At 56.2% G+C, this 19,877-nt stretch carries 19 protein-coding genes; 14 read left to right on the plus strand and 5 right to left on the minus strand.

What is annotated here, in order from left to right; all coding sequences use genetic code 11:
- Positions 1-38: 38 nt before the first annotated feature.
- Together FY206_RS05020 and fadE are read right to left on the minus strand one after the other, a co-directional pair.
- Positions 39-809, minus strand: coding sequence for an amidohydrolase (locus FY206_RS05020; protein WP_032638299.1), 771 nt, complete (start codon positions 807-809; stop codon positions 39-41).
- 108 nt (positions 810-917) lie between these two features.
- Positions 918-3,362, minus strand: a complete 2,445-nt coding sequence (fadE, locus tag FY206_RS05025) for an acyl-CoA dehydrogenase FadE (protein ID WP_032638301.1) — start codon at positions 3,360-3,362, stop codon at positions 918-920.
- A 239-nt stretch (positions 3,363-3,601) separates the two neighbouring features.
- Here fadE and lpcA point away from each other — a divergent pair, with 239 nt between their 5' ends.
- Together lpcA and FY206_RS05035 are read left to right on the plus strand one after the other, a co-directional pair.
- Positions 3,602-4,180 carry a D-sedoheptulose 7-phosphate isomerase gene (gene lpcA / locus FY206_RS05030; RefSeq protein ID WP_010427884.1) on the plus strand — a complete coding sequence of 193 codons (579 nt, stop codon included), beginning with the start codon at positions 3,602-3,604 and terminating at the stop codon, positions 4,178-4,180.
- A 53-nt stretch (positions 4,181-4,233) separates the two neighbouring features.
- Entirely contained in the window at positions 4,234-5,001 is a 768-nt protein-coding gene (locus FY206_RS05035) for a class II glutamine amidotransferase (protein WP_010427885.1), read from the plus strand.
- Here FY206_RS05035 and dpaA read toward each other — a convergent pair.
- Positions 4,972-5,712, minus strand: a complete 741-nt coding sequence (gene dpaA, locus FY206_RS05040) for a peptidoglycan meso-diaminopimelic acid protein amidase (protein ID WP_032638303.1) — start codon at positions 5,710-5,712, stop codon at positions 4,972-4,974. The genes FY206_RS05035 and dpaA overlap by 30 nt on opposite strands.
- A gap of 298 nt (positions 5,713-6,010) precedes the next feature.
- Here dpaA and FY206_RS05045 point away from each other — a divergent pair, with 298 nt between their 5' ends.
- From FY206_RS05045 to dinB, 8 genes are all read left to right on the plus strand, one after another.
- Positions 6,011-7,354, plus strand: a complete 1,344-nt coding sequence (locus FY206_RS05045; protein ID WP_032638305.1) for a Na(+)-translocating NADH-quinone reductase subunit A — start codon at positions 6,011-6,013, stop codon at positions 7,352-7,354.
- Positions 7,355-7,357: 3 nt separating this feature from the next.
- Positions 7,358-8,593, plus strand: a complete 1,236-nt coding sequence (locus FY206_RS05050; RefSeq protein ID WP_077064322.1) for an NADH:ubiquinone reductase (Na(+)-transporting) subunit B — start codon at positions 7,358-7,360, stop codon at positions 8,591-8,593.
- Positions 8,586-9,380 carry a Na(+)-translocating NADH-quinone reductase subunit C gene (locus tag FY206_RS05055; RefSeq protein ID WP_032638310.1) on the plus strand — a complete coding sequence of 265 codons (795 nt, stop codon included), beginning with the start codon at positions 8,586-8,588 and terminating at the stop codon, positions 9,378-9,380. The genes FY206_RS05050 and FY206_RS05055 overlap by 8 nt, the downstream gene beginning before the upstream one ends.
- Positions 9,373-10,011 (plus strand): NADH:ubiquinone reductase (Na(+)-transporting) subunit D, encoded by a 639-nt coding sequence (locus FY206_RS05060; protein ID WP_045890578.1) that lies wholly within the window; start codon positions 9,373-9,375, stop codon positions 10,009-10,011. Before FY206_RS05055 ends, FY206_RS05060 begins: the two co-directional genes overlap by 8 nt.
- A 6-nt stretch (positions 10,012-10,017) precedes the next feature.
- Positions 10,018-10,614 (plus strand): NADH:ubiquinone reductase (Na(+)-transporting) subunit E, encoded by a 597-nt coding sequence (gene nqrE, locus FY206_RS05065; RefSeq protein ID WP_008500255.1) that lies wholly within the window; start codon positions 10,018-10,020, stop codon positions 10,612-10,614.
- Between the two features lie 10 nt (positions 10,615-10,624).
- Entirely contained in the window at positions 10,625-11,848 is a 1,224-nt protein-coding gene (nqrF, locus tag FY206_RS05070; protein ID WP_032638316.1) for an NADH:ubiquinone reductase (Na(+)-transporting) subunit F, read from the plus strand.
- Between the two features lie 2 nt (positions 11,849-11,850).
- Positions 11,851-12,051: a (Na+)-NQR maturation NqrM gene (gene nqrM / locus FY206_RS05075; protein ID WP_032638318.1), complete on the plus strand. Its 201-nt coding sequence runs from the start codon at positions 11,851-11,853 to the stop codon at positions 12,049-12,051.
- A 107-nt stretch (positions 12,052-12,158) separates the two neighbouring features.
- Positions 12,159-13,217: a DNA polymerase IV gene (gene dinB, locus FY206_RS05080; protein ID WP_032638320.1), complete on the plus strand. Its 1,059-nt coding sequence runs from the start codon at positions 12,159-12,161 to the stop codon at positions 13,215-13,217.
- Between the two features lie 77 nt (positions 13,218-13,294).
- Here dinB and pepD read toward each other — a convergent pair whose 3' ends face one another.
- Positions 13,295-14,752, minus strand: a complete 1,458-nt coding sequence (gene pepD / locus FY206_RS05085) for a cytosol nonspecific dipeptidase (RefSeq protein ID WP_032638322.1) — start codon at positions 14,750-14,752, stop codon at positions 13,295-13,297.
- A gap of 260 nt (positions 14,753-15,012) precedes the next feature.
- Here pepD and gpt point away from each other — a divergent pair, with 260 nt between their 5' ends.
- From gpt to crl, 3 genes are all read left to right on the plus strand, one after another.
- Positions 15,013-15,471 (plus strand): xanthine phosphoribosyltransferase, encoded by a 459-nt coding sequence (gene gpt / locus FY206_RS05090; RefSeq protein ID WP_003863205.1) that lies wholly within the window; start codon positions 15,013-15,015, stop codon positions 15,469-15,471.
- 104 nt (positions 15,472-15,575) lie between these two features.
- On the plus strand, positions 15,576-16,820 hold the full coding sequence (gene frsA / locus FY206_RS05095; protein WP_032638324.1) for an esterase FrsA: 1,245 nt from the start codon (positions 15,576-15,578) through the stop codon (positions 16,818-16,820).
- 57 nt (positions 16,821-16,877) lie between these two features.
- Complete coding sequence (gene crl, locus FY206_RS05100; protein ID WP_032638326.1) at positions 16,878-17,279, plus strand: sigma factor-binding protein Crl; 402 nt, start codon at positions 16,878-16,880, stop codon at positions 17,277-17,279.
- Between the two features lie 135 nt (positions 17,280-17,414).
- Here the strand turns inward: crl and phoE are convergent, their stop codons facing one another.
- Positions 17,415-18,467, minus strand: coding sequence for a phosphoporin PhoE (gene phoE / locus FY206_RS05105; RefSeq protein WP_032638328.1), 1,053 nt, complete (start codon positions 18,465-18,467; stop codon positions 17,415-17,417).
- Positions 18,468-18,772: 305 nt separating this feature from the next.
- On the opposite strand from phoE, the gene proB reads away from it, so the two are divergent.
- Entirely contained in the window at positions 18,773-19,876 is a 1,104-nt protein-coding gene (gene proB / locus FY206_RS05110; protein WP_028017715.1) for a glutamate 5-kinase, read from the plus strand.
- Position 19,877: the final 1 nt, after the last annotated feature.

Consider the following 19,877-nt stretch of genomic DNA (forward strand, 5'->3'; position numbering starts at 1 on the left):
CTCTCCCTTTGGGAGAGGGGCGGGGTGAGGGGACAATTTCACCCAATGCTAAAGGGATCCGCATCCTGCCACGCCGGAAACTTTTCCCGGTACTCCTTCAATGCCGTCAATGACAGCTCGGCATCAATGCGCGTTGCCTGATGCGGCTCGGCGGTGGCAATAATCTCGCCCTGAGGATTCACCACCCGGCTGTCGCCGCGATAGTGATGTCCGTTGCCGTCCGTCCCCACGCGGTTACAGCCCACCACGTACGCCTGGTTCTCAATCGCGCGCGCCACCAGCAGCGACTGCCAGTGCAGGGAGCGCGGGGCAGGCCAGTTGGCGACATACAGCGCCAGATCGTAATCGTTGCGGTTACGCGACCACACCGGGAAGCGCAGGTCGTAGCAGACCAGCGGCAGAATACGCCAGCCGCGCCACTCGAACACCACGCGCTCGTTACCCGCTTCATAGTGATGATGCTCATCCGCCATGCGGAACAGGTGGCGTTTATCGTAAAAATGCACCTTTCCTTCCGGCTCCACCAGCAGGAAACGGTTCACCGGCCCGCGTTCGGTCTGCAGGGCGGCGCTGCCCGCAATCAGCGCGTGGGTCTGCTGCGCTTTGGCATGCATCCACGCCACCACCTCATCCTGCGGCATTGACTGTTTTGCCGCTTCCATGGCGAAGCCGGTGGTGAACATCTCCGGCAGGACAATCACATCACGCCCGGTAATGCCTTCCAGTTGACGATCAAAGTGGCGCAGGTTGGCAGGGCCATCCATCCACACTAAAGGTTGCTGCAAAATCGAAATCTTCAAGCCAGGCACGATACAGACTCCTCAAACGACCCCTTTTTGACACTGTAGCACGTCATTACGAGAAAATGTGGCAATAAAAAACCCCGCGCGAGGCGGGGGTTGTCTAAGCGAAACGCGTTATGCCGCTTCAGGTTTGCGGTGCTTCTCCGGCAGCTTTACCGGCTGCGTCGCCAGCTCGTCCGGTTCGAAATCATCCACGTTAATGCTGCGCAGACGGCTCTCTTCGGCTTTCACCAGCAGAGCAGCTTCATCTTTATTGATAATGCCCCCGGCCAGCGCCTGTTTTGCCAGTTCGTCCAGACGGGTAAACGGTAGGTTTTTGCCCAGCTGTTTACAGATCTTCTGGTGAATTGGGTCGGCGGCCATCACGTCCAGCAGCGCCTCTTCCAGCAGACCCACCGGGTTATGTGGCGTAGGGGCCAGGTACTGACCGCGACCGATACGGGAGCGGGTTGCGCTCGGTACCTGCAGGATCTTCGCCACCTTGTGGTCCAGCTTGTCGGACGGCGCCAGATGGTGACGGCCGGTCGGGAAGATCACCGCGCGCAGCGCGCCCGCCACGAAGCGGTTCGGGAAGTTCGCCAGCAGATCGTCAATCGCCTGTTCTGCCTGATACATCGCATCCTGCACGCCCCAGTGAACCAGCGGCAGATCCGCTTCCTGACGGCCTTCATCGTCGTAGCGTTTCAGGACCGCAGAGGCCAGGAAGATCTGGCTCAGCACGTCGCCCAGACGGGCAGAGATACGTTCGCGACGCTTCAGGCTGCCGCCCAGCACCGCCATGGAAACGTCAGACAGCAGGGCCAGGTTGGCGCTCAGACGGTTCAGATGCTGATAATAACGTTTGGTTGCATCGCCGGTCGGCGTGGCGCTGGTAAGTCCGCGCGTCAGGCCCAGCCAGAAGCTGCGCACCTTGTTGCTGCCCACGTGACCGATATGTTTGAACAGCAGCTTATCGAAGGCATCCACGTCGTTGTTCTGGGCAGCGGCCATCTCTTCCAGCACGTACGGATGGCAGCGAATGGCGCCCTGACCGAAGATCATCATGCTGCGGGTCAGGATGTTTGCCCCTTCCACGGTGATGGCAATTGGTGCGCCCTGATAGCCGCGCGCCAGGAAGTTGCCTTCGCCGAGCATAATGCCTTTACCGCCCGCGATATCCATCGCGTCAATGATTGACTGCTGCGCACGGTGGGTACAGTGGTACTTCACGATTGCCGACAGCACGGCCGGTTTTTCGCCGAGCATAATGCCGTAGGTAATCAGCGTGGCGGCAGCGTCCATTACGTAGGCGTTGCCCGCGATACGCGCCAGCGGCTCTTCGATACCTTCCATCTTGCCGATGGAGATTTTGAACTGACGGCGGATGTGGGCGTAAGCACCAATCCCCATCGCCACCGACTTCAGACCGCCGGTTGAGTTCGACGGCAGGGTAATGCCGCGACCCACCGACAGACATTCCACCAGCATACGCCAGCCCTGGCCGGCCATTTTCGGGCCACCGATGATGTAGTCAATCGGTACAAAGATGTCCTGACCGCGGGTAGGACCGTTCTGGAACGGCACGTTCAGCGGGAAGTGACGGCGACCAATTTCAACGCCTGGGGTAGAGGTTGGGATCAGCGCACAGGTAATGCCCAGATCTTCTTCACCGCCCAGTAGTTTTTCCGGGTCAGAGAGCTTGAAGGCCAGACCCAGCACGGTGGCGATGGGTGCCAGCGTGATATAGCGCTTGTTCCAGGTCAGGCGCATGCCCAGCACCTGCTCGCCCTGCCACTCGCCCATGCAGACCACGCCGGTGTCAGGAATTGCGCCCGCATCGGAGCCTGCTTCCGGGCTGGTCAGCGCGAAGCACGGTATTTCCTGACCGCGCGCCAGACGCGGCAGGTAGTGATTTTTCTGCTCTTCGGTACCGTAATGCTGCAGCAGTTCGCCCGGGCCTAAGGAGTTAGGCACGCCAACGGTAATCGCCAGGATCCCGGAGACGCCCGACAGCTTTTGCAGTACGCGAGCCTGAGCGTAGGCGGAGAACTCCAGACCGCCGTACTCTTTCTTGATGATCATCGCAAAGAAGCGGTGCTCTTTCAGGTAAGCCCACAGTTCCGGCGGCAGATCGGCCATTTCATGGGTAATCGCGAAGTCGTTAGCCATGCGGCACGCTTCTTCTACCGGGCCGTCAATAAAGGCCTGCTCTTCGGCGGTCAGGCGCGGCTGCGGGTAGTTGTGCAGTTTTTTCCAGTCCGGGTTGCCCTGGAACAGGTCGCCTTCCCACCAGGTGGTGCCCGCATCAATCGCTTCTTTCTCAGTACGCGACATGGGCGGCATCACCTTGCGGAAGCCTTTAAACACCGGCGCGGAGATCATTGACTTACGCATCGGGGCCAGGTTAAACGGCAGAAGAATGATGGCAAGAGGGACTAAAAGCCAGATATTCCAAAGACCAGCGACGCCAAGCGCAGCCGTCCAGGCCAGAAGAATCAGGCTGCTCAGGAATAAACTTACGCGGTGATAGAACAGCACACCGAGCAGAACAACGGTTGCGAGAATGCTCAAAATCATCATAAAGAAAAGCTCCCTTGCTTGTAGGAGGTCTGACCACTTGTGATGATATGGTTGTAGTTGATGTCATTTCCTTTAGCAATGTGTTTACAAAATAATTACAACCTGGTTCACATTGTTTGCGTTTTAAGCGGCACGAAAAAGCAAAACGCCGGACGTTTCGCATGGCTTTAGCTTCTCGCTTTTCCCGCTATCCGGTACACTCCACTGTGTTATTTCATCAATACTGAAGGATTATCCTCATGTACCAGGATCTTATTCGTAACGAACTGAACGAAGCGGCGGAAACGCTGGCTAACTTTCTGAAAGATGATGCCAATATTCACGCTATTCAGCGCGCGGCGGTCCTGCTGGCCGACAGCTTCAAAGCGGGTGGCAAAGTGCTCTCCTGCGGTAACGGCGGTTCCCACTGCGATGCGATGCACTTCGCAGAAGAGCTGACCGGACGCTATCGCGAAAACCGCCCGGGCTACCCGGCGATTGCGATTTCCGACGTGAGCCACATCTCCTGCGTCGGCAACGACTTCGGTTACGACCATATTTTCTCCCGCTACGTTGAAGCGGTAGGCCGTGAAGGCGACGTGCTGCTGGGTATCTCTACCTCCGGTAACTCCGGCAACGTGATTAAGGCAATCGCCGCCGCGCGTGAAAAAGGGATGAAAGTCATCACCCTGACCGGGAAAGATGGCGGTAAGATGGACGGTACGGCGGATGTTGAAATTCGCGTTCCGCACTTCGGCTATGCTGACCGCATTCAGGAAATTCACATCAAAGTGATCCACATCCTGATCCAGCTGATCGAAAAAGAGATGGTTAAGTAAGACTTCGCTGGGGGGCACCGGTGCCCCCCGCAGTTGTGGAGTGGAGGTGATCTATGTGCGAACTGCTCGGGATGAGCGCCAATGTGCCAACCGATATCTGCTTTAGTTTCACCGGGCTGGTTCAGCGCGGTGGAGGAACCGGGCCGCATAAAGACGGCTGGGGCATTACCTTCTACGAAGGCAAAGGGTGTCGCACGTTCAAAGATCCACAGCCCAGCTTTAACTCACCGATTGCCAAACTGGTGCAGGACTACCCCATTAAGTCCCGCTCGGTGATTGCCCACATTCGCCAGGCAAACCGCGGCGAAGTGGCGCTGGAAAATACCCATCCGTTTACCCGTGAACTGTGGGGCCGTAACTGGACCTACGCGCACAACGGGCAACTGACGGGCTATAAGTCCCTGGAGACGGGCAACTTCCGTCCGGTTGGCGAAACCGACAGCGAAAAAGCCTTCTGCTGGCTGCTGCACAAGCTGACGGAGCGTTACCCCCGCACCCCAGGCAATATGGCCGCCGTGTTCAAATACATCGCGACGCTGGCATCTGAACTGCGTGAAAAAGGCGTGTTCAATATGCTCCTCTCTGACGGTCGCTATGTGATGGCGTTCTGTTCGACGAATCTGTTCTGGATCACCCGCCGCGCGCCGTTTGGCGTTGCGACGCTGCTCGATCAGGATGTGGAAATAGACTTTCAGAAGGAGACCACACCGAACGATGTGGTCACTGTTATCGCAACGCAGCCGCTGACGGGCAACGAAACCTGGCAAAAGATTATGCCAGGCGAGTGGGTGCTATTTTGTCTCGGGGATCGTGTAATTTGACGCCAGCTGTGGATGGACGACTTCGTGGCTCAGCGGTTTGCTGACCACGTAACGGCCATCCACAACCGAGACAACAGGCGGCTTGTGGGTCTGCTCAAAGTAGTCATAACCCGGCTTCAGCTGTTTCCAGAAATCCGCGTAGTAGGAGTACTTGTGACGCGCCATGTTGGCATCGGTCATGCGGAACGGATAGATGCTGACCTGAACGTTTGGCTGACCAAAGACCAGCGCGCCGGTGACAAACTGGAAAATCTCATCAATGCCGGAGTCGGTCATCGCATAACAGCCGATAGACACGCAGGCACCGTGAATCATCAGGTATTTACCTTCATAACCGTGAGCACGGTCATAGGCGTTCGGGAAGCCGATGTTAATGGCTTTATAGAAGCGGCTGTCAGGCTTGAGCTGGCTACGCTGAACGTTATAAAACCCTTCCGGACTTTTGAAATCGCCCTGACGCTGTTTTGGCCCCAGCCCGCCGGAGTAGTTACAAATTTTGTAACTATCAAGCAGCTGATATGTCTCGCCCATTTTCACAAACAGATCGAGAGTGCGCTCTTCCTTGAAGATTTGAATATAAACCGGCGATCCCATTAACTGCTGTTTATATTCCTTGCTGATCGGCGTCGTTGAGCTGTTACTGCTGAGCAGTCCGGCAAACGACATGCACGGAATCAGAAGCATCGCAATGAACAATGCGATTTTACGCATACTACTAGTTCCTTGATAAAACCATGACCAACTTGCCAGGACGGCAAAAGAGACCCGAAATCAGATTATTCTGTTAGGAGCGCTCACATTAGCACCGCCATAGATTTTCGCAAGAGCCGGGCGGTGAGTTTACAAATTAGTTTTACGTTATAAACCATCAAAATGGCGATGGCTCCAGGAACTTTGCGCATTAGCTCGCAATTTGGCGCGCGCGACGGCGGATTCCCTGCCCGTGAGAGGGGGAAAATGTTACACTTTGCGGCCACTGGATTGTTGTTCATGGAAACCTGCTAACCACATGTTTAAAATCAAAAAAGGACTTGATCTGCCGATTGCAGGCGTGCCAGCGCAGCACGTTTCGACAGGCGCAAGTGTCCGTCATGTCGCCATTTTGGGCGACGACTACCTCGGTATGCGTCCTTCAATGCTGGTACAGGAGGGCGATCGCGTTATCAAAGGGCAGGCGCTCTTTGAGGACAAAAAAAATCCCGGCGTGATGTTCACGGCCCCCGCGAGCGGCACCGTTGTGGCCATCAACCGTGGCGAACGGCGCGTTCTGCAGTCGGTGGTTATCCGCATTGAGGGCGATGAAAAGCGTGAGTTCACCCATTACGAGGCCGCAGACCTCGCGTCGCTGAGCCGTGACGCCGTTCAGGATCAGCTGCTGGCGTCCGGCTTATGGACCGCGCTTCGTACGCGTCCCTTCAGCAAATCCCCCGTTCCGGGGACGGAACCGGCCGCAATTTTCGTTACGGCAATCGACACCAACCCGCTCAGCGTGGACCCGCAGCCGGTTATCCTGGCGCAGCGCAAAGCCTTTGATGCCGGGCTGACCGTGTTAACTCGCCTGACGTCCGGAAAAGTCCACGTTTGCCAGGCCGGCGGCGGCAAGCTCGGCGGCCATCCGCAGGGGCAGGTCACGTTTAATGAATTTTCGGGCCCGCATCCGGCGGGGCTGGTCGGGACGCACATCCATTTCCTTGAGCCAGTAAGCCTGACGAAACGGGTCTGGCACCTGAATTATCAGGACGTCATCGCCATCGGTACGCTCTTCACCACCGGTGAGCTTAACGCGGAACGCGTCATCGCCATCGGCGGGCCGCAGGCGGCAAACCCGCGTCTGGTGAAGACGCTGCTGGGCGCAGACATCAACGAGCTGCTGGTGGGTGAAACGAAAGCGGGCGAAAACCGCCTGATTTCCGGTTCGGTCCTCAGCGGCCGCCATGCTGCCAACGCGCACGCGTACCTGGGACGCTTCCATTTGCAGGTCAGCATTGTGCAGGAAGGGCGTGAGAAAGAGCTGTTTGGCTGGGTTCTGCCCGGCGCAGAAAAATACTCCGTCACCCGCACCACGCTGGGCCACTTCCTGCGTCATAAGCTCTTTAACTTCTCCACCAGCACGCACGGCGGGGAGCGCGCTATGGTCCCCATTGGCAACTACGAGCGCGTGATGCCGCTGGACATTCTGCCCACCGTGCTGCTGCGCGATCTCCTTGCCGGCGATACCGACGGCGCGCAGGCGCTGGGCTGTCTGGAGCTTGACGAAGAAGATCTGGCGCTGTGTACCTATGTGTGTCCGGGTAAATACGAATATGGACCCGTATTGCGCGAGGTGTTAACCCGCATTGAGCAGGAAGGATAACCGATGGGCTTAAAACACCTCTTTGAAAAAATTGAGCCGCACTTTACCGAAGGAAAGCTCAAAAAGTACTACCCGCTCTACGAAGCGACAACGACGATCTTCTACACGCCGGGGCTGGTGACGAAAGGGGCGGCGCACGTTCGCGACGCCATCGACCTTAAGCGGATGATGATTCTGGTCTGGTTTGCGGTCTTCCCGGCGATGTTCTGGGGCATGTACAACGTTGGCCTGCAGACCATTCCGGCGCTGCACCACATGTACGATGCCCAGCAGCTGGCGCAGGTGATTCAGTCTGACTGGCACTACCGTCTGGCCCAGTCCTTGGGGGTAAGCTTCGCTGCAGATGCGGGCTGGATCAGCATGATGACGCTGGGCGCAGTTTTCTTCCTGCCGATTTACATCACGGTCTTTATCGTGGGCGGCTTCTGGGAAGTGCTGTTTGCCATCATCCGTAAACATGAGATCAACGAAGGCTTCTTCGTGACCTCGATTCTGTTTGCCCTGATTGTTCCCCCGACGCTGCCGCTCTGGCAGGCGGCGCTGGGCATCAGCTTCGGCGTGGTGATTGCCAAAGGAATTTTCGGCGGCACCGGGCGGAACTTCCTCAACCCGGCGCTGGCGGGACGCGCGTTTCTGTTCTTTGCCTATCCGGCGCAAATCTCGGGCGACCTGGTCTGGACGGCGGCGGACGGTTTTTCCGGCGCAACGCCGCTTTCCCAGTGGGCGGCACGCGGCGGCGAAACGCTGGTGAACAACGCAACGGGTCAGCCCGTTACCTGGTTTGATGCCTTTATTGGCAACATACCGGGCTCCATCGGGGAAGTCTCGACCCTGATGATTTTGCTGGGCGGCGCGATCATTCTTTTCGGTCGCGTGGCCTCGTGGCGAATTGTTGCGGGCGTCATGATCGGCATGGTGCTGACCGCCACCCTGTTTAACCTCATCGGTTCGACCACCAACCCGATGTTCTCCATGCCGTGGTACTGGCATCTGGTGCTGGGTGGCTTCGCGTTCGGCATGATGTTCATGGCGACGGACCCCGTATCTGCCTCGTTTACCGACAAAGGTAAATGGAGCTATGGCGTGCTCATTGGCGCGATGTGTGTCCTCATCCGCGTGGTCAACCCGGCGTACCCGGAAGGGATGATGCTGGCCATTCTGTTTGCCAACCTGTTTGCGCCACTCTTCGATTACCTGGTGGTGCGGGCCAATATCAAGCGGAGGAAGGCGCGTGGCTGAAGTAAAAAATAACGACAGCATCAGCAAAACGCTGCTGGTGGTGCTGGTGCTCTGTCTGGTCTGTTCGATTGTCGTGGCCGGTTCTGCCGTAGGGTTAAAACCTCTGCAGCAGAAGCAGCGTGCGCTGGATAAACAGCGCAACATCCTGGCCGTCGCCGGGCTGATGCAGGACGGGATGAGCGCAGACGACGTTTCGGCCATATTTGCCGAACGTATTTCAGCGCGTCTGGTGGATTTAAAAACCGGTGAACTGCTGGATAAAGACCCGGCAACCTTCAACCAGGCGCTGGCGCTGAAAGATCCGCAGATGAGCCTGACGCTGGAGGCATCGCACGATCCCGCCGGGATTAAGCGACGCAGTAACCTTGCCGAAATCTATCTGGTTCGCGATCCCCAACAACGCATTCAGGAAGTGGTGCTGCCTATTTACGGTAACGGGCTGTGGTCCATGATGTATGCCTTTGTGGCACTGGATACCGATGGCCGCACGGTCAAAGGCATTACCTATTACGATCAGGGCGAAACGCCGGGACTGGGTGGTGAAGTGGAAAACCCTAACTGGCGGGCACAGTTTGTCGGCAAGAAAGTGCTCGACGATAACGGCCAGCCTGCGCTGAAGGTGATGAAAGGGGCGGCGCGTCCGGGCGACGACTACGCCGTTGACGGGCTTTCCGGCGCCACGCTCACCTCAAAAGGCGTGCAGCACAGTTTTGATTTCTGGATGGGCGAGCTGGGCTTTGGTCCTTTCCTGAAAAACGTACGTGAAGGAGCGCTGAACAATGGCTGATAACGGTGAACTGAAAGAAGTTAAAAAGGTGCTCATTGGCCCACTGTTAGCCAATAACCCGATCACGCTCCAGGTGCTGGGCGTCTGTTCAGCCCTGGCGGTGACAACCAAGCTGGAAACGGCGGTGGTGATGACGCTGGCGGTCACGCTGGTCACGGCGTTCTCCAGCATGTTTATCTCGATGATCCGCCACCACATCCCCAACAGCGTGAGGATCATCGTCCAGATGGCGATCATCGCCTCGCTGGTGATCGTGGTCGATCAGCTGCTGCGCGCTTTTGCCTACGAAACATCAAAACAGCTTTCGGTGTTTGTCGGCCTGATCATCACCAACTGTATCGTGATGGGGCGCGCGGAAGCCTACGCCATGAAAATGCCGCCGCTCGCGAGCTTTATGGATGGGATCGGCAACGGCCTGGGCTACGGCGCGATCCTGCTGACGGTCGGGTTCCTGCGTGAGCTGATTGGCAGCGGCAAGCTGTTTGGCATCACGGTGCTGGACACGGTGCAAAACGGCGGCTGGTATCTGCCCAACGGCCTGTTCCTGCTGGCCCCTAGCGCATTTTTCATTATCGGTTTGCTGATCTGGCTGATTCGTACGTTGAGACCAGAGCAGCAGGAAAAGGAGTAACCGACGATGGCTCATTACCTGAGTTTGTTTGTGCGGGCGGTGTTTGTTGAAAACATGGCGCTCGCGTTTTTCCTCGGCATGTGTACGTTCCTTGCGGTTTCCAAAAAAGTGTCGACGGCATTTGGTCTGGGAATCGCGGTTACCGTGGTGCTCGGCTTATCTGTACCCATTAACAATCTGGTCTACAACTTTGTGCTGCGGGACGGCGCGCTGGTGGAAGGGGTCGATCTCAGCTTCCTGAACTTTATCACCTTTATCGGGGTGATCGCGGCGCTGGTACAAATACTCGAGATGATCCTCGATAAGTATTTCCCGTCGCTGTACAACGCGCTGGGGATCTTCCTGCCGCTGATCGCCGTAAACTGCGCCATCTTTGGTGGCGTCTCGTTTATGGTTCAGCGTGATTACAACTTCAGTGAATCCGTGGTGTACGGTTTCGGTTCCGGCATCGGCTGGATGCTGGCGATTGTCACCATGGCGGGGATCCGCGAGAAAATGAAATATGCCAACGTGCCTGCGGGTTTGCGTGGCTTAGGGATCACCTTTATCACCACCGGGCTGATGGCGCTAGGCTTTATGTCCTTCTCCGGCGTGCAGCTATAAGGGCTAAAAGATGGAAATTATTCTTGGCGTGGTGATGTTCACGCTAATCGTACTGGTGCTGTCAGGGTTGATTCTGGCGGCGCGGGCGAAGCTGGTGAATTCCGGCGACGTGGTGATTGATATTAACGACGATCCGCAGAATCAGATCCGCACACCTGCGGGAGATAAGCTGCTCAACACGCTCTCCGGTAACGGCATTTTTGTCTCCTCAGCCTGCGGCGGCGGCGGTTCCTGCGGACAGTGCCGCGTGACGGTAAAAGAGGGCGGCGGCGATATTCTGCCGACGGAACTGTCGCATATCACGAAGCGTGAAGCGAAAGAGGGCTGCCGTCTGGCCTGCCAGGTCGCGGTGCGCCAGAACATGAAGATTGAGCTGCCGGAAGAGATCTTCGGCGTGAAAAAATGGGAGTGCGAGGTTATCTCTAACGATAACAAAGCCACCTTTATTAAAGAGCTGAAGCTGCGCGTACCGGAAGGGGAAGATGTTCCGTTCCGCGCCGGGGGATACATTCAGATTGAGTGTCCTGAGCATACCGTGGCCTATGCGGACTTCGACGTGCCGGACGAGTACCGCGCCGACTGGGACAAGTTCAATCTCTTCCGCTTTGTCTCTGAGGTAAAAGAGCCGACGCTGCGCGCCTACTCGATGGCCAACTACCCGGAAGAGAAGGGCATTATCATGCTCAACGTGCGTATTGCCACGCCGCCGCCAAACGTGCCGGATGCGCCGCCGGGCGTGATGTCGTCATACATCTGGTCCCTGAAGCCTGGCGATAAGGTGACCATCTCCGGCCCGTTCGGCGAGTTCTTCGCGAAAGATACCGACGCGGAAATGGTCTTTATCGGCGGCGGCGCGGGTATGGCCCCGATGCGCTCACACATTTTTGACCAGCTCAAGCGGTTGGGGAGCCAGCGTAAGATCGGCTTCTGGTACGGAGCGCGCTCGCTGCGCGAGATGTTCTATGATGATGAGTTTGAACAGCTGGCGCGTGAAAACCCGAACTTTACCTTCCACGTGGCGCTTTCCGATCCGCAGCCGGAAGATAACTGGACGGGCTACACGGGGTTCATCCACAACGTGCTGTATGAAAACTACCTCAAGCAGCACCCGGCACCGGAAGACTGCGAGTTCTATATGTGTGGTCCGCCGATGATGAACGCCGCCGTGATCAAGATGCTGAAAGATCTCGGCGTCGAAGATGAGAACATCATGCTTGATGACTTTGGAGGCTGATAATGCTCACGTTTCTGGCAACCTTCGTGGTTTTTGTGCTTGTCATCTTCGGCATGTCGTTAGGCTGGATCGTTAAGCGGAAAGCTATTCAGGGCAGCTGCGGCGGTATTTCCTCCCTTGGGATGGAAAAGGTCTGCGACTGCCCGGAACCGTGCGATGCGCGCAAAAAACGCATGGCGCGCGATAAACAACGCATTATTTAGTCTTCTGGGTCGGGTAAGGCAAAGCCGCCACCCGACAATTCTCAGTCACACTTCTCAACCCTCATTTACTTACTGTATACTTATCCAGTAATAAGTGAGGGCTTACTATGCGCAAAATAATCCATGTCGATATGGACTGCTTTTTTGCCGCAGTGGAGATGCGAGACAACCCGGCGCTGCGGGATATTCCCATCGCCATTGGCGGCAGCCGCGTTCAGCGTGGTGTTATCAGCACCGCCAACTATCCCGCGCGCAAATTTGGCGTGCGCAGCGCCATGCCGACGGCGATGGCCCTGAAGCTTTGCCCTCATCTCACGCTTCTGCCCGGCCGGTTTGAAGCCTACAAAGAGGCTTCCCTCCATATTCGGGAGATTTTCGCCCGCTATACCTCTCTGATTGAGCCGCTGTCGCTGGACGAAGCCTATCTGGATGTCACCGACAGCGTGCATTGTCACGGCTCCGCCACGCTGATGGCGCAGGAGATCCGCCAGACGATTTTCAACGAGCTGAATCTGACGGCATCGGCGGGGGTCGCGCCCGTTAAATTCCTTGCCAAAATCGCCTCCGATTTAAATAAGCCCAACGGTCAGTACGTCATCACCCCGGAAGAGGTGCCGGCATTTTTAAAAACGCTCCCGCTCGGTAAAATCCCCGGCGTCGGGAAAGTCTCCGCTGCAAAGCTGGAAAACATGGGGCTACGCACCTGCGAAGACGTGCAGCGAAGCGATCTCGCCATGCTGCTCAAGCGCTTTGGAAAGTTTGGCCGCGTGCTGTGGGAGCGCAGCCAGGGGATTGACGATCGCGACGTAAACAGCGAAAGGCTGCGAAAATCCGTCGGCGTTGAGCGCACCCTCAGCGAAGATATTCATGACTGGTCCGAATGCGAATGTATTATCACAGAACAGCTTTACCCGGAGCTGGAGCGACGCTTAAGCAAGGTGAAGCCGGACCTGCTCATCGCCCGTCAGGGCATCAAGCTCAAATTCAACGATTTCCAGCAGACCACGCAGGAGCACGTCTGGCCGCGTCTGAATAAAGACGATCTTATCGCGACGGCGAAAAAAGCATGGGAAGAACGCCGGGGCGGGCGAGGGGTGAGGCTGGTGGGATTGCACGTCACGCTGCTGGATCCGCAGCTAGAGCGGCAGCTGGTATTGGGATTGTAAAAAAGCCCGGTGGCTCTACGCTTGCCGGACCTACATTTTTCACCCTCTCCCTTTGGGAGAGGGCTGGGGTGAGGGTATTACTTCGCAGGAATCGCCTTCAGCAGTTCAGTCAGCAGCGTCCAGTAATGGCCAACGCTTTCGATATGAACCTGCTCATCCGGCGAGTGCGGACCGGTAATGGTTGGCCCGATAGACACCATATCCATATCCGGATACGGTTTCTTGAACAGACCACATTCCAGACCCGCGTGAATCACCTGAATGTTCGGCGTGCTGTTGAACAGACGCTGGTAGGTTTCGCGCACCAGCGCCATCACCGGAGAACTCGCATCCGGCTGCCAGCCCGGGTAGCTGCCTTTGGCAGAGGTTTTGGCTCCCGCCAGCGCGCCCAGAGATTCCAGCATGCTCACCACGTACTCTTTACCGCTGTCGATAAGCGAGCGGATCAGGCAGATGATTTCCGCGCTGTCGTCGCTCATGGTCACCACGCCCACGTTCAGGGAGGTTTCCACCACGCCTTTCGCCACGTCTGAGTTGCGGATCACGCCGTTTGGCGTTGCGTTCAGCAGCTGAACGAAAGTTTCACGAGACTGCGCGGTCAGGGCGGCTTTGTCCGTGGAGACGGATTCCAGCACCACGGTCAGGTTTTTCTCTTTCGCCGACAGTTCGTTTTTCAGGATTTCCAGGTATACGGTGGAGAGTTTTTTCAGCTCGTCGGCTTTTGCCGCCGGTACTGCCACGGTGGCGAAGGCTTCGCGTGGGATCGCGTTACGCAGGGTACCGCCGTTGAAGTCTACCAGACGCAGATCCAGCTCGGCCGCATGGCCTGCCAGGAAGCGTGCCAGCAGCTTGTTGGCGTTACCCAGACCCAGATGAATATCACCGCCGGAGTGGCCGCCTTTCAGCCCTTTCAGCGTCAGCTTGAAGGTCTGGAAGCCCGCAGGAATCGCTTCGCGTGACAGCGGCAGAGTAGAGATGAAATCAATCCCGCCCGCGCAGCCCATGTAGATCTCACCTTCTTCTTCGGAGTCGGTGTTGATCAGGATGTCCGCCTGCAGCCAGTTCGCCTGCAGACCGAACGCGCCGTCCATGCCCGCTTCTTCGGTCATGGTCAGCAGCACTTCCAGTGGACCGTGCTCAACGCTATCGTCGGCCAGCACCGCCAGCGCAGAGGCCATACCGATGCCGTTATCCGCGCCCAAAGTGGTGCCGCGCGCTTTCACCCAGTCACCGTCGATGTACGGTTGAATCGGGTCTTTGGTGAAGTCGTGAACGGTGTCGTTGTTCTTCTGTGGCACCATATCCAGGTGCGCCTGCAGCACAACCGGTTTGCGGTTTTCCATGCCTGCGGTAGCGGGTTTACGGATCAGAATGTTGCCAACCTGGTCGCGTTCAGCGTGCAGACCTTTTTCTTTCGCCCAACCCATAATATGTTCGGCAAGCTGTTCTTCATGGTAGGAAGGGTGTGGAATGGAGCAGATTTTGGCAAAAATATCCCACAGCGGCTGCGGAGATAATTGAGACAGTTCAGACACGATAAGTCTCCTTGTCGAGGCGCTGCAAATAGGGTTGCAGGCCACAGGGTTAGCAGGTTAATAGTTACCACAAGTCAGGCTTGCGAGATGAATCTGAGAATACCACTTTCTCTGCTGGCTGGTAGCATAAAGCATGTAAAAACTGAGGCAGAAGGCGCTAAACACTGGTTTTTAGTGCGTCAGATCTCTATAATCTCGCGCAACCTATTTCCCCCTCGAACACTTTTTAAGCCGTATAAAAACAGGCTGGGACACTTCACATGAGCGAAAAATACGTCGTCACCTGGGACATGTTGCAGATTCACGCACGCAAGCTGGCTGCGCGTCTGATGCCTTCCGAACAGTGGAAAGGCATTATTGCCGTCAGCCGTGGCGGTCTGGTACCGGGGGCGCTGCTGGCACGTGAGCTGGGTATTCGTCATGTCGATACCGTTTGCATCTCCAGCTATGACCACGACAACCAGCGTGAGCTGAAAGTGCTGAAACGCGCGGAAGGCGACGGTGAAGGCTTTATCGTTATCGACGATCTGGTGGACACCGGCGGTACCGCGGTTGCTATCCGCGAAATGTATCCGAAAGCACATTTCGTCACCATCTTCGCAAAGCCTGCTGGCCGCCCGCTGGTTGACGATTACGTCATTGATATCCCGCAGGATACCTGGATTGAACAGCCATGGGATATGGGCGTGGTCTTTGTGCCGCCTATTTCAGGCCGTTAATACCCGCACGTAACTTTACACGCCCGGCTCTGTCGGGCGTTGTTCTTTTTGGCCTGCCACGCGTTACAATAGTCTTCATATGACGTATCCATGGAGGCAACGCAATGACGCAGGCGAATCTCACCGAGACTCTCTTCAAACCCCGTTTCAAACACCCTGAAACGTCGACGCTGGTGCGTCGCTTTAATCCGGGTATCCAGCCTGCCGTCCAGTCCGCGTTAGACGGTAAAAACGTGCCCCACTGGTATCGCATGATTAACCGCCTGATGTGGATCTGGCGCGGTATTGATCCGCGTGAAATCCTTGACGTGCAGGCGCGTATCGTCATGAGCGAGTCGGAGCGCACCGACAGCGAACTCTACGACACGGTGGTCGGCTACCGTGGTGGAAACTGGATCTACGAATGGTCTAAGCAGGCGATGCTCTGGCAGCAAAAAGCCAGCCAGGAGGAAGATGCCACGCGCAGCGGCAAGCACTGGCTCCATGCGGCCAATCTCTACGCCATTGCCGCCTACCCGCATTTAAAAGGTGATGAACTGGCTGAGCAGGCTCAGGCGCTGGCGAACCGAGCCTATGAAGAAGCGGCTCAACGCCTTCCGGGCCAGATGCGCGAACTGGAGTTCACCATTCCCGGGGGGACGTCCGTAACCGGGTTCCTGCATATGCCTGAAGGTGAAGGTCCGTTCCCGACCGTCCTTATGTGCGGGGGGCTGGATTCGCTGCAAATCGATTATTACAGCCTGTATGAGCGCTACTTCGCACCAAAAGGGATCGCGATGCTGACGCTGGATATGCCCTCAATCGGCTTCTCCTCCAAATGGAAGCTCACTCAGGATTCCAGCCTGCTGCACCAGCATGCGCTAAAAGCGCTGGAAAACATTCCGTGGGTTGAGCACACCCGCGTGGCGGCATTTGGCTTCCGCTTTGGTGCAAACGTCGCGGTGCGTCTGGCGTACCTTGAATCGTCTCGCCTGAAAGCCGTCGCCTGCCTGGGGCCGGTTGTTCACGCCCTGCTCAGCGATCCCGCACGCCAGGGGAGCGTGCCTGAAATGTACCTGGACGTACTGGCAAGCCGTCTTGGCATGCATGATGCATCAGACGAAGCGCTGCGCGTTGAGCTCAACCGCTACTCATTAAAAACGCAGGGGTTACTGGGACGTCGCTGCCCAACGCCGATGCTGTCCGGGTTCTGGAAAAACGATCCGTTCAGTCCGGAAGAGGAGTCGCGCTTAATCACTTCGTCATCTGCCGATGGCAAATTGCTTGAAGTGCCGTTCAGCCCGGTCTATCAGAATTTCGACAAAGCGCTGAAAGAGATTACGCGCTGGATCGCGCAGAGAGTGTGTTAATAGATTGCTAAATTTCGCTGGTTTGGTAAAACAGTGGCTTCACAAAAGGAGATCGCAATGACGTTACCGAGTGGACACCCGAAAAGTAGGCTGATTAAGAAGTTTATGGCTCTCGGCCCGTATATTCGAGAAGAGCAGTGTGAAGAGAATCGCTTTTTTTTCGACTGCCTGGCCGTATGCGTCAACGTGAAGCCTGCACCCGAAAAACGTGAATTCTGGGGCTGGTGGATGGAAATGGAAGCAGAGGAAAAACGCTTTACGTATAGCTATCAGTTTGGGCTGTTTAATAAAGACGGCTACTGGCAGGCCACCACCATTAAAGATCAGGAAGTGATTGACCGCCTGGAATATACGTTAAAAGAGTTCCACGCTAAGGCAGGCGCGCTGCTGGCAACCCTGGATCTCAAGTTCGAGCCCGCGGATGACTTTTCCAGCGAAGCGGTGAAGCTGACTGCCTGATGGCGCCACATTGCCGGGTGGCGGTTTTGCCTTACCCGGCCTATACAATGCACTATCCCGTAGGCCCGGTAAGCGCAGCGCCACCGGGCAAAAAAATCCCGGCACATCTGCCGGGATTTTCTTATTCGGAAAATATTAGAACTGGTAGGTCATGCCCAGGGCAACAATATCATCGCTGCTCACGCCCAGTTTATTATCGTCGTCAATCTGGTTGATTTTATAATCAACAAACGCGGACATATTTTTGTTGAAGTAATAGGTCGCGCCGACATCAATGTATTTCACGATATCTTCGTCGCCAATCCCTTCGATGTCTTTGCCTTTAGACTGAACATAACCCACGGATGGACGCAGACCAAAGTCAAACTGATACTGGGCGACTACTTCGAAGTTTTGCGCTTTATTTGCGAAACCGCCGGAGATAGGGGCCATATTACGGGTTTCAGAATAGATGGTGGCCAGATAAATATCGTTGGCATCATATTTCAGACCGGTTGCCCAGCCTTCCGCTTTATTACCTTCACCGCGAGCCAGCAGGTTCTGCGCGTTGGTGCGATCGGAGCTGGCATAAGCGCCGATTACAGAAAAATCGCTGCCGCCGAAGTCATAGCTCAGAGACGTACCAAAGCCGTCCCCGTTCTGCTTTTTCACGTCACGGTTTTCGTTTTTGCCCTGATATTGCAGGGTCATATCAAGGCCGTCCACCACGCCAAAGAAGTCGGTGTTACGATAGGTGGCAAGACCGGAGGCACGCTTGGTCATGAAGTTGTCGGTCTGTGCCAGACCGTCGCCACCGAACTCCGGGAACATATCTGTCCAGGCGGCAACGTCATACAGCGCGCCCAGGTTACGTCCGTAATCCAGAGAGCCGAAGTCTTTCACTTTAATACCGGCAAATGCCAGACGCGTTTTCTGAGTAGAGTCGCTTTCGGCTTTGTTACCGGCAAACTCAGCTTCCCAGCGGCCATAGCCCGTCAGCTGATCGTTAATCTGAGTTTCGCCTTTAAAGCCGAAACGAACGTACGTCTGGTCACCATCTTTGGTGTCGTCATCGCTGATATAGTGCATGGCTTTCACTTTGCCGTACACGTCCAGTTTATTACCGTTTTTATTATAAACTTCAGCTGCGTGAACGGATGCAGAAGTAACCACGCCCATAACCACTAATGCCAGAGTGCTCTTTTTCATTTTCGATCCTGTCTTATAAACGCGCTAAAAAAATTCGCTGGACGATAAGCTCATGCTTAAGTCCCGTGAAAAAACAGGAAGGGTTTTATCGTTCTGGAATGAAACTTTTATGACAAACTAAGAATAATTTTAAAAAACTGTGATTTATTATTTCGGTAATAAAAGTGTCAAATTCTCCCGCTACGCTTCCTGATCCCGCGCAACAAAGTGTTTCGCGATGTGCTAAGGCAGTTGGCAACGGGGCTGACTCCTGTTAAAACGTTCGTTTGACATTACTTTCCCTTATCGTTGAACGGCAGAGAATCATGAGTGACAGCCAGACGCTGGTGGTAAAACTCGGTACCAGTGTGTTAACAGGCGGATCGCGCCGCCTAAATCGCGCCCACATTGTTGAGCTTGTACGTCAGTGCGCTCAGTTACATGCCGCAGGGCATCGTATTGTGATTGTGACCTCCGGGGCGATTGCCGCCGGGCGTGAACACCTGGGTTACCCCGAACTCCCCGCGACGATCGCCTCCAAACAGCTGCTGGCCGCCGTGGGGCAAAGCCGACTTATTCAACTCTGGGAACAGCTGTTCTCCATCTATGGCATCCACGTCGGGCAGATGCTGCTGACGCGCGCGGATATGGAAGACCGCGAGCGCTTCCTCAACGCCCGCGATACCCTGCGCGCGCTGCTGGACAACAATATCGTTCCTGTTATTAACGAAAACGACGCCGTCGCCACCGCTGAAATTAAAGTGGGTGATAACGATAACCTCTCCGCGCTGGCCGCCATTCTGGCCGGTGCGGATAAATTGCTGCTTCTGACCGATCAGCAGGGGCTGTTTACCGCCGATCCGCGCTCCAACCCGGAAGCCGAGCTGATTACCGACGTTCACGGTATCGACGATGCGCTGCGCGCCATCGCCGGCGACAGCGTGTCCGGCCTCGGAACCGGCGGCATGGGGACCAAGCTGCAGGCCGCTGACGTGGCATGCCGCGCCGGTATCGACACCATCATTGCTGCGGGCAGCCGCCCGGGCGTGATTGGCGACGTGATGGAAGGCCTCTCCGTCGGCACCCGCTTCCACGCCCAGGAATCTCCGCTGGAAAACCGCAAGCGCTGGATATTTGGCGCGCCGCCTGCGGGCGAACTCGTCGTGGATGAAGGGGCAACCGCCGCGATTCTGGAACGAGGAAGTTCATTACTTCCTAAAGGAATTAAAAGCGTGACAGGCAACTTCTCCCGTGGTGAAGTGATCCGCATCCGTAACCTCGAAGGTCGCGACATCGCCCACGGCGTCAGCCGCTATAACAGCGATGCCCTGCGCCGCATCGCGGGCCACCATTCGCAGCAGATCGACGCCATTCTGGGCTATGAATATGGCCCGGTTGCCGTCCACCGCGATGACATGATTATTCGTTAAG

The sequence above is a fragment of the Enterobacter chengduensis genome (genome assembly GCF_001984825.2).
Lineage (GTDB): Bacteria > Pseudomonadota > Gammaproteobacteria > Enterobacterales > Enterobacteriaceae > Enterobacter > Enterobacter chengduensis.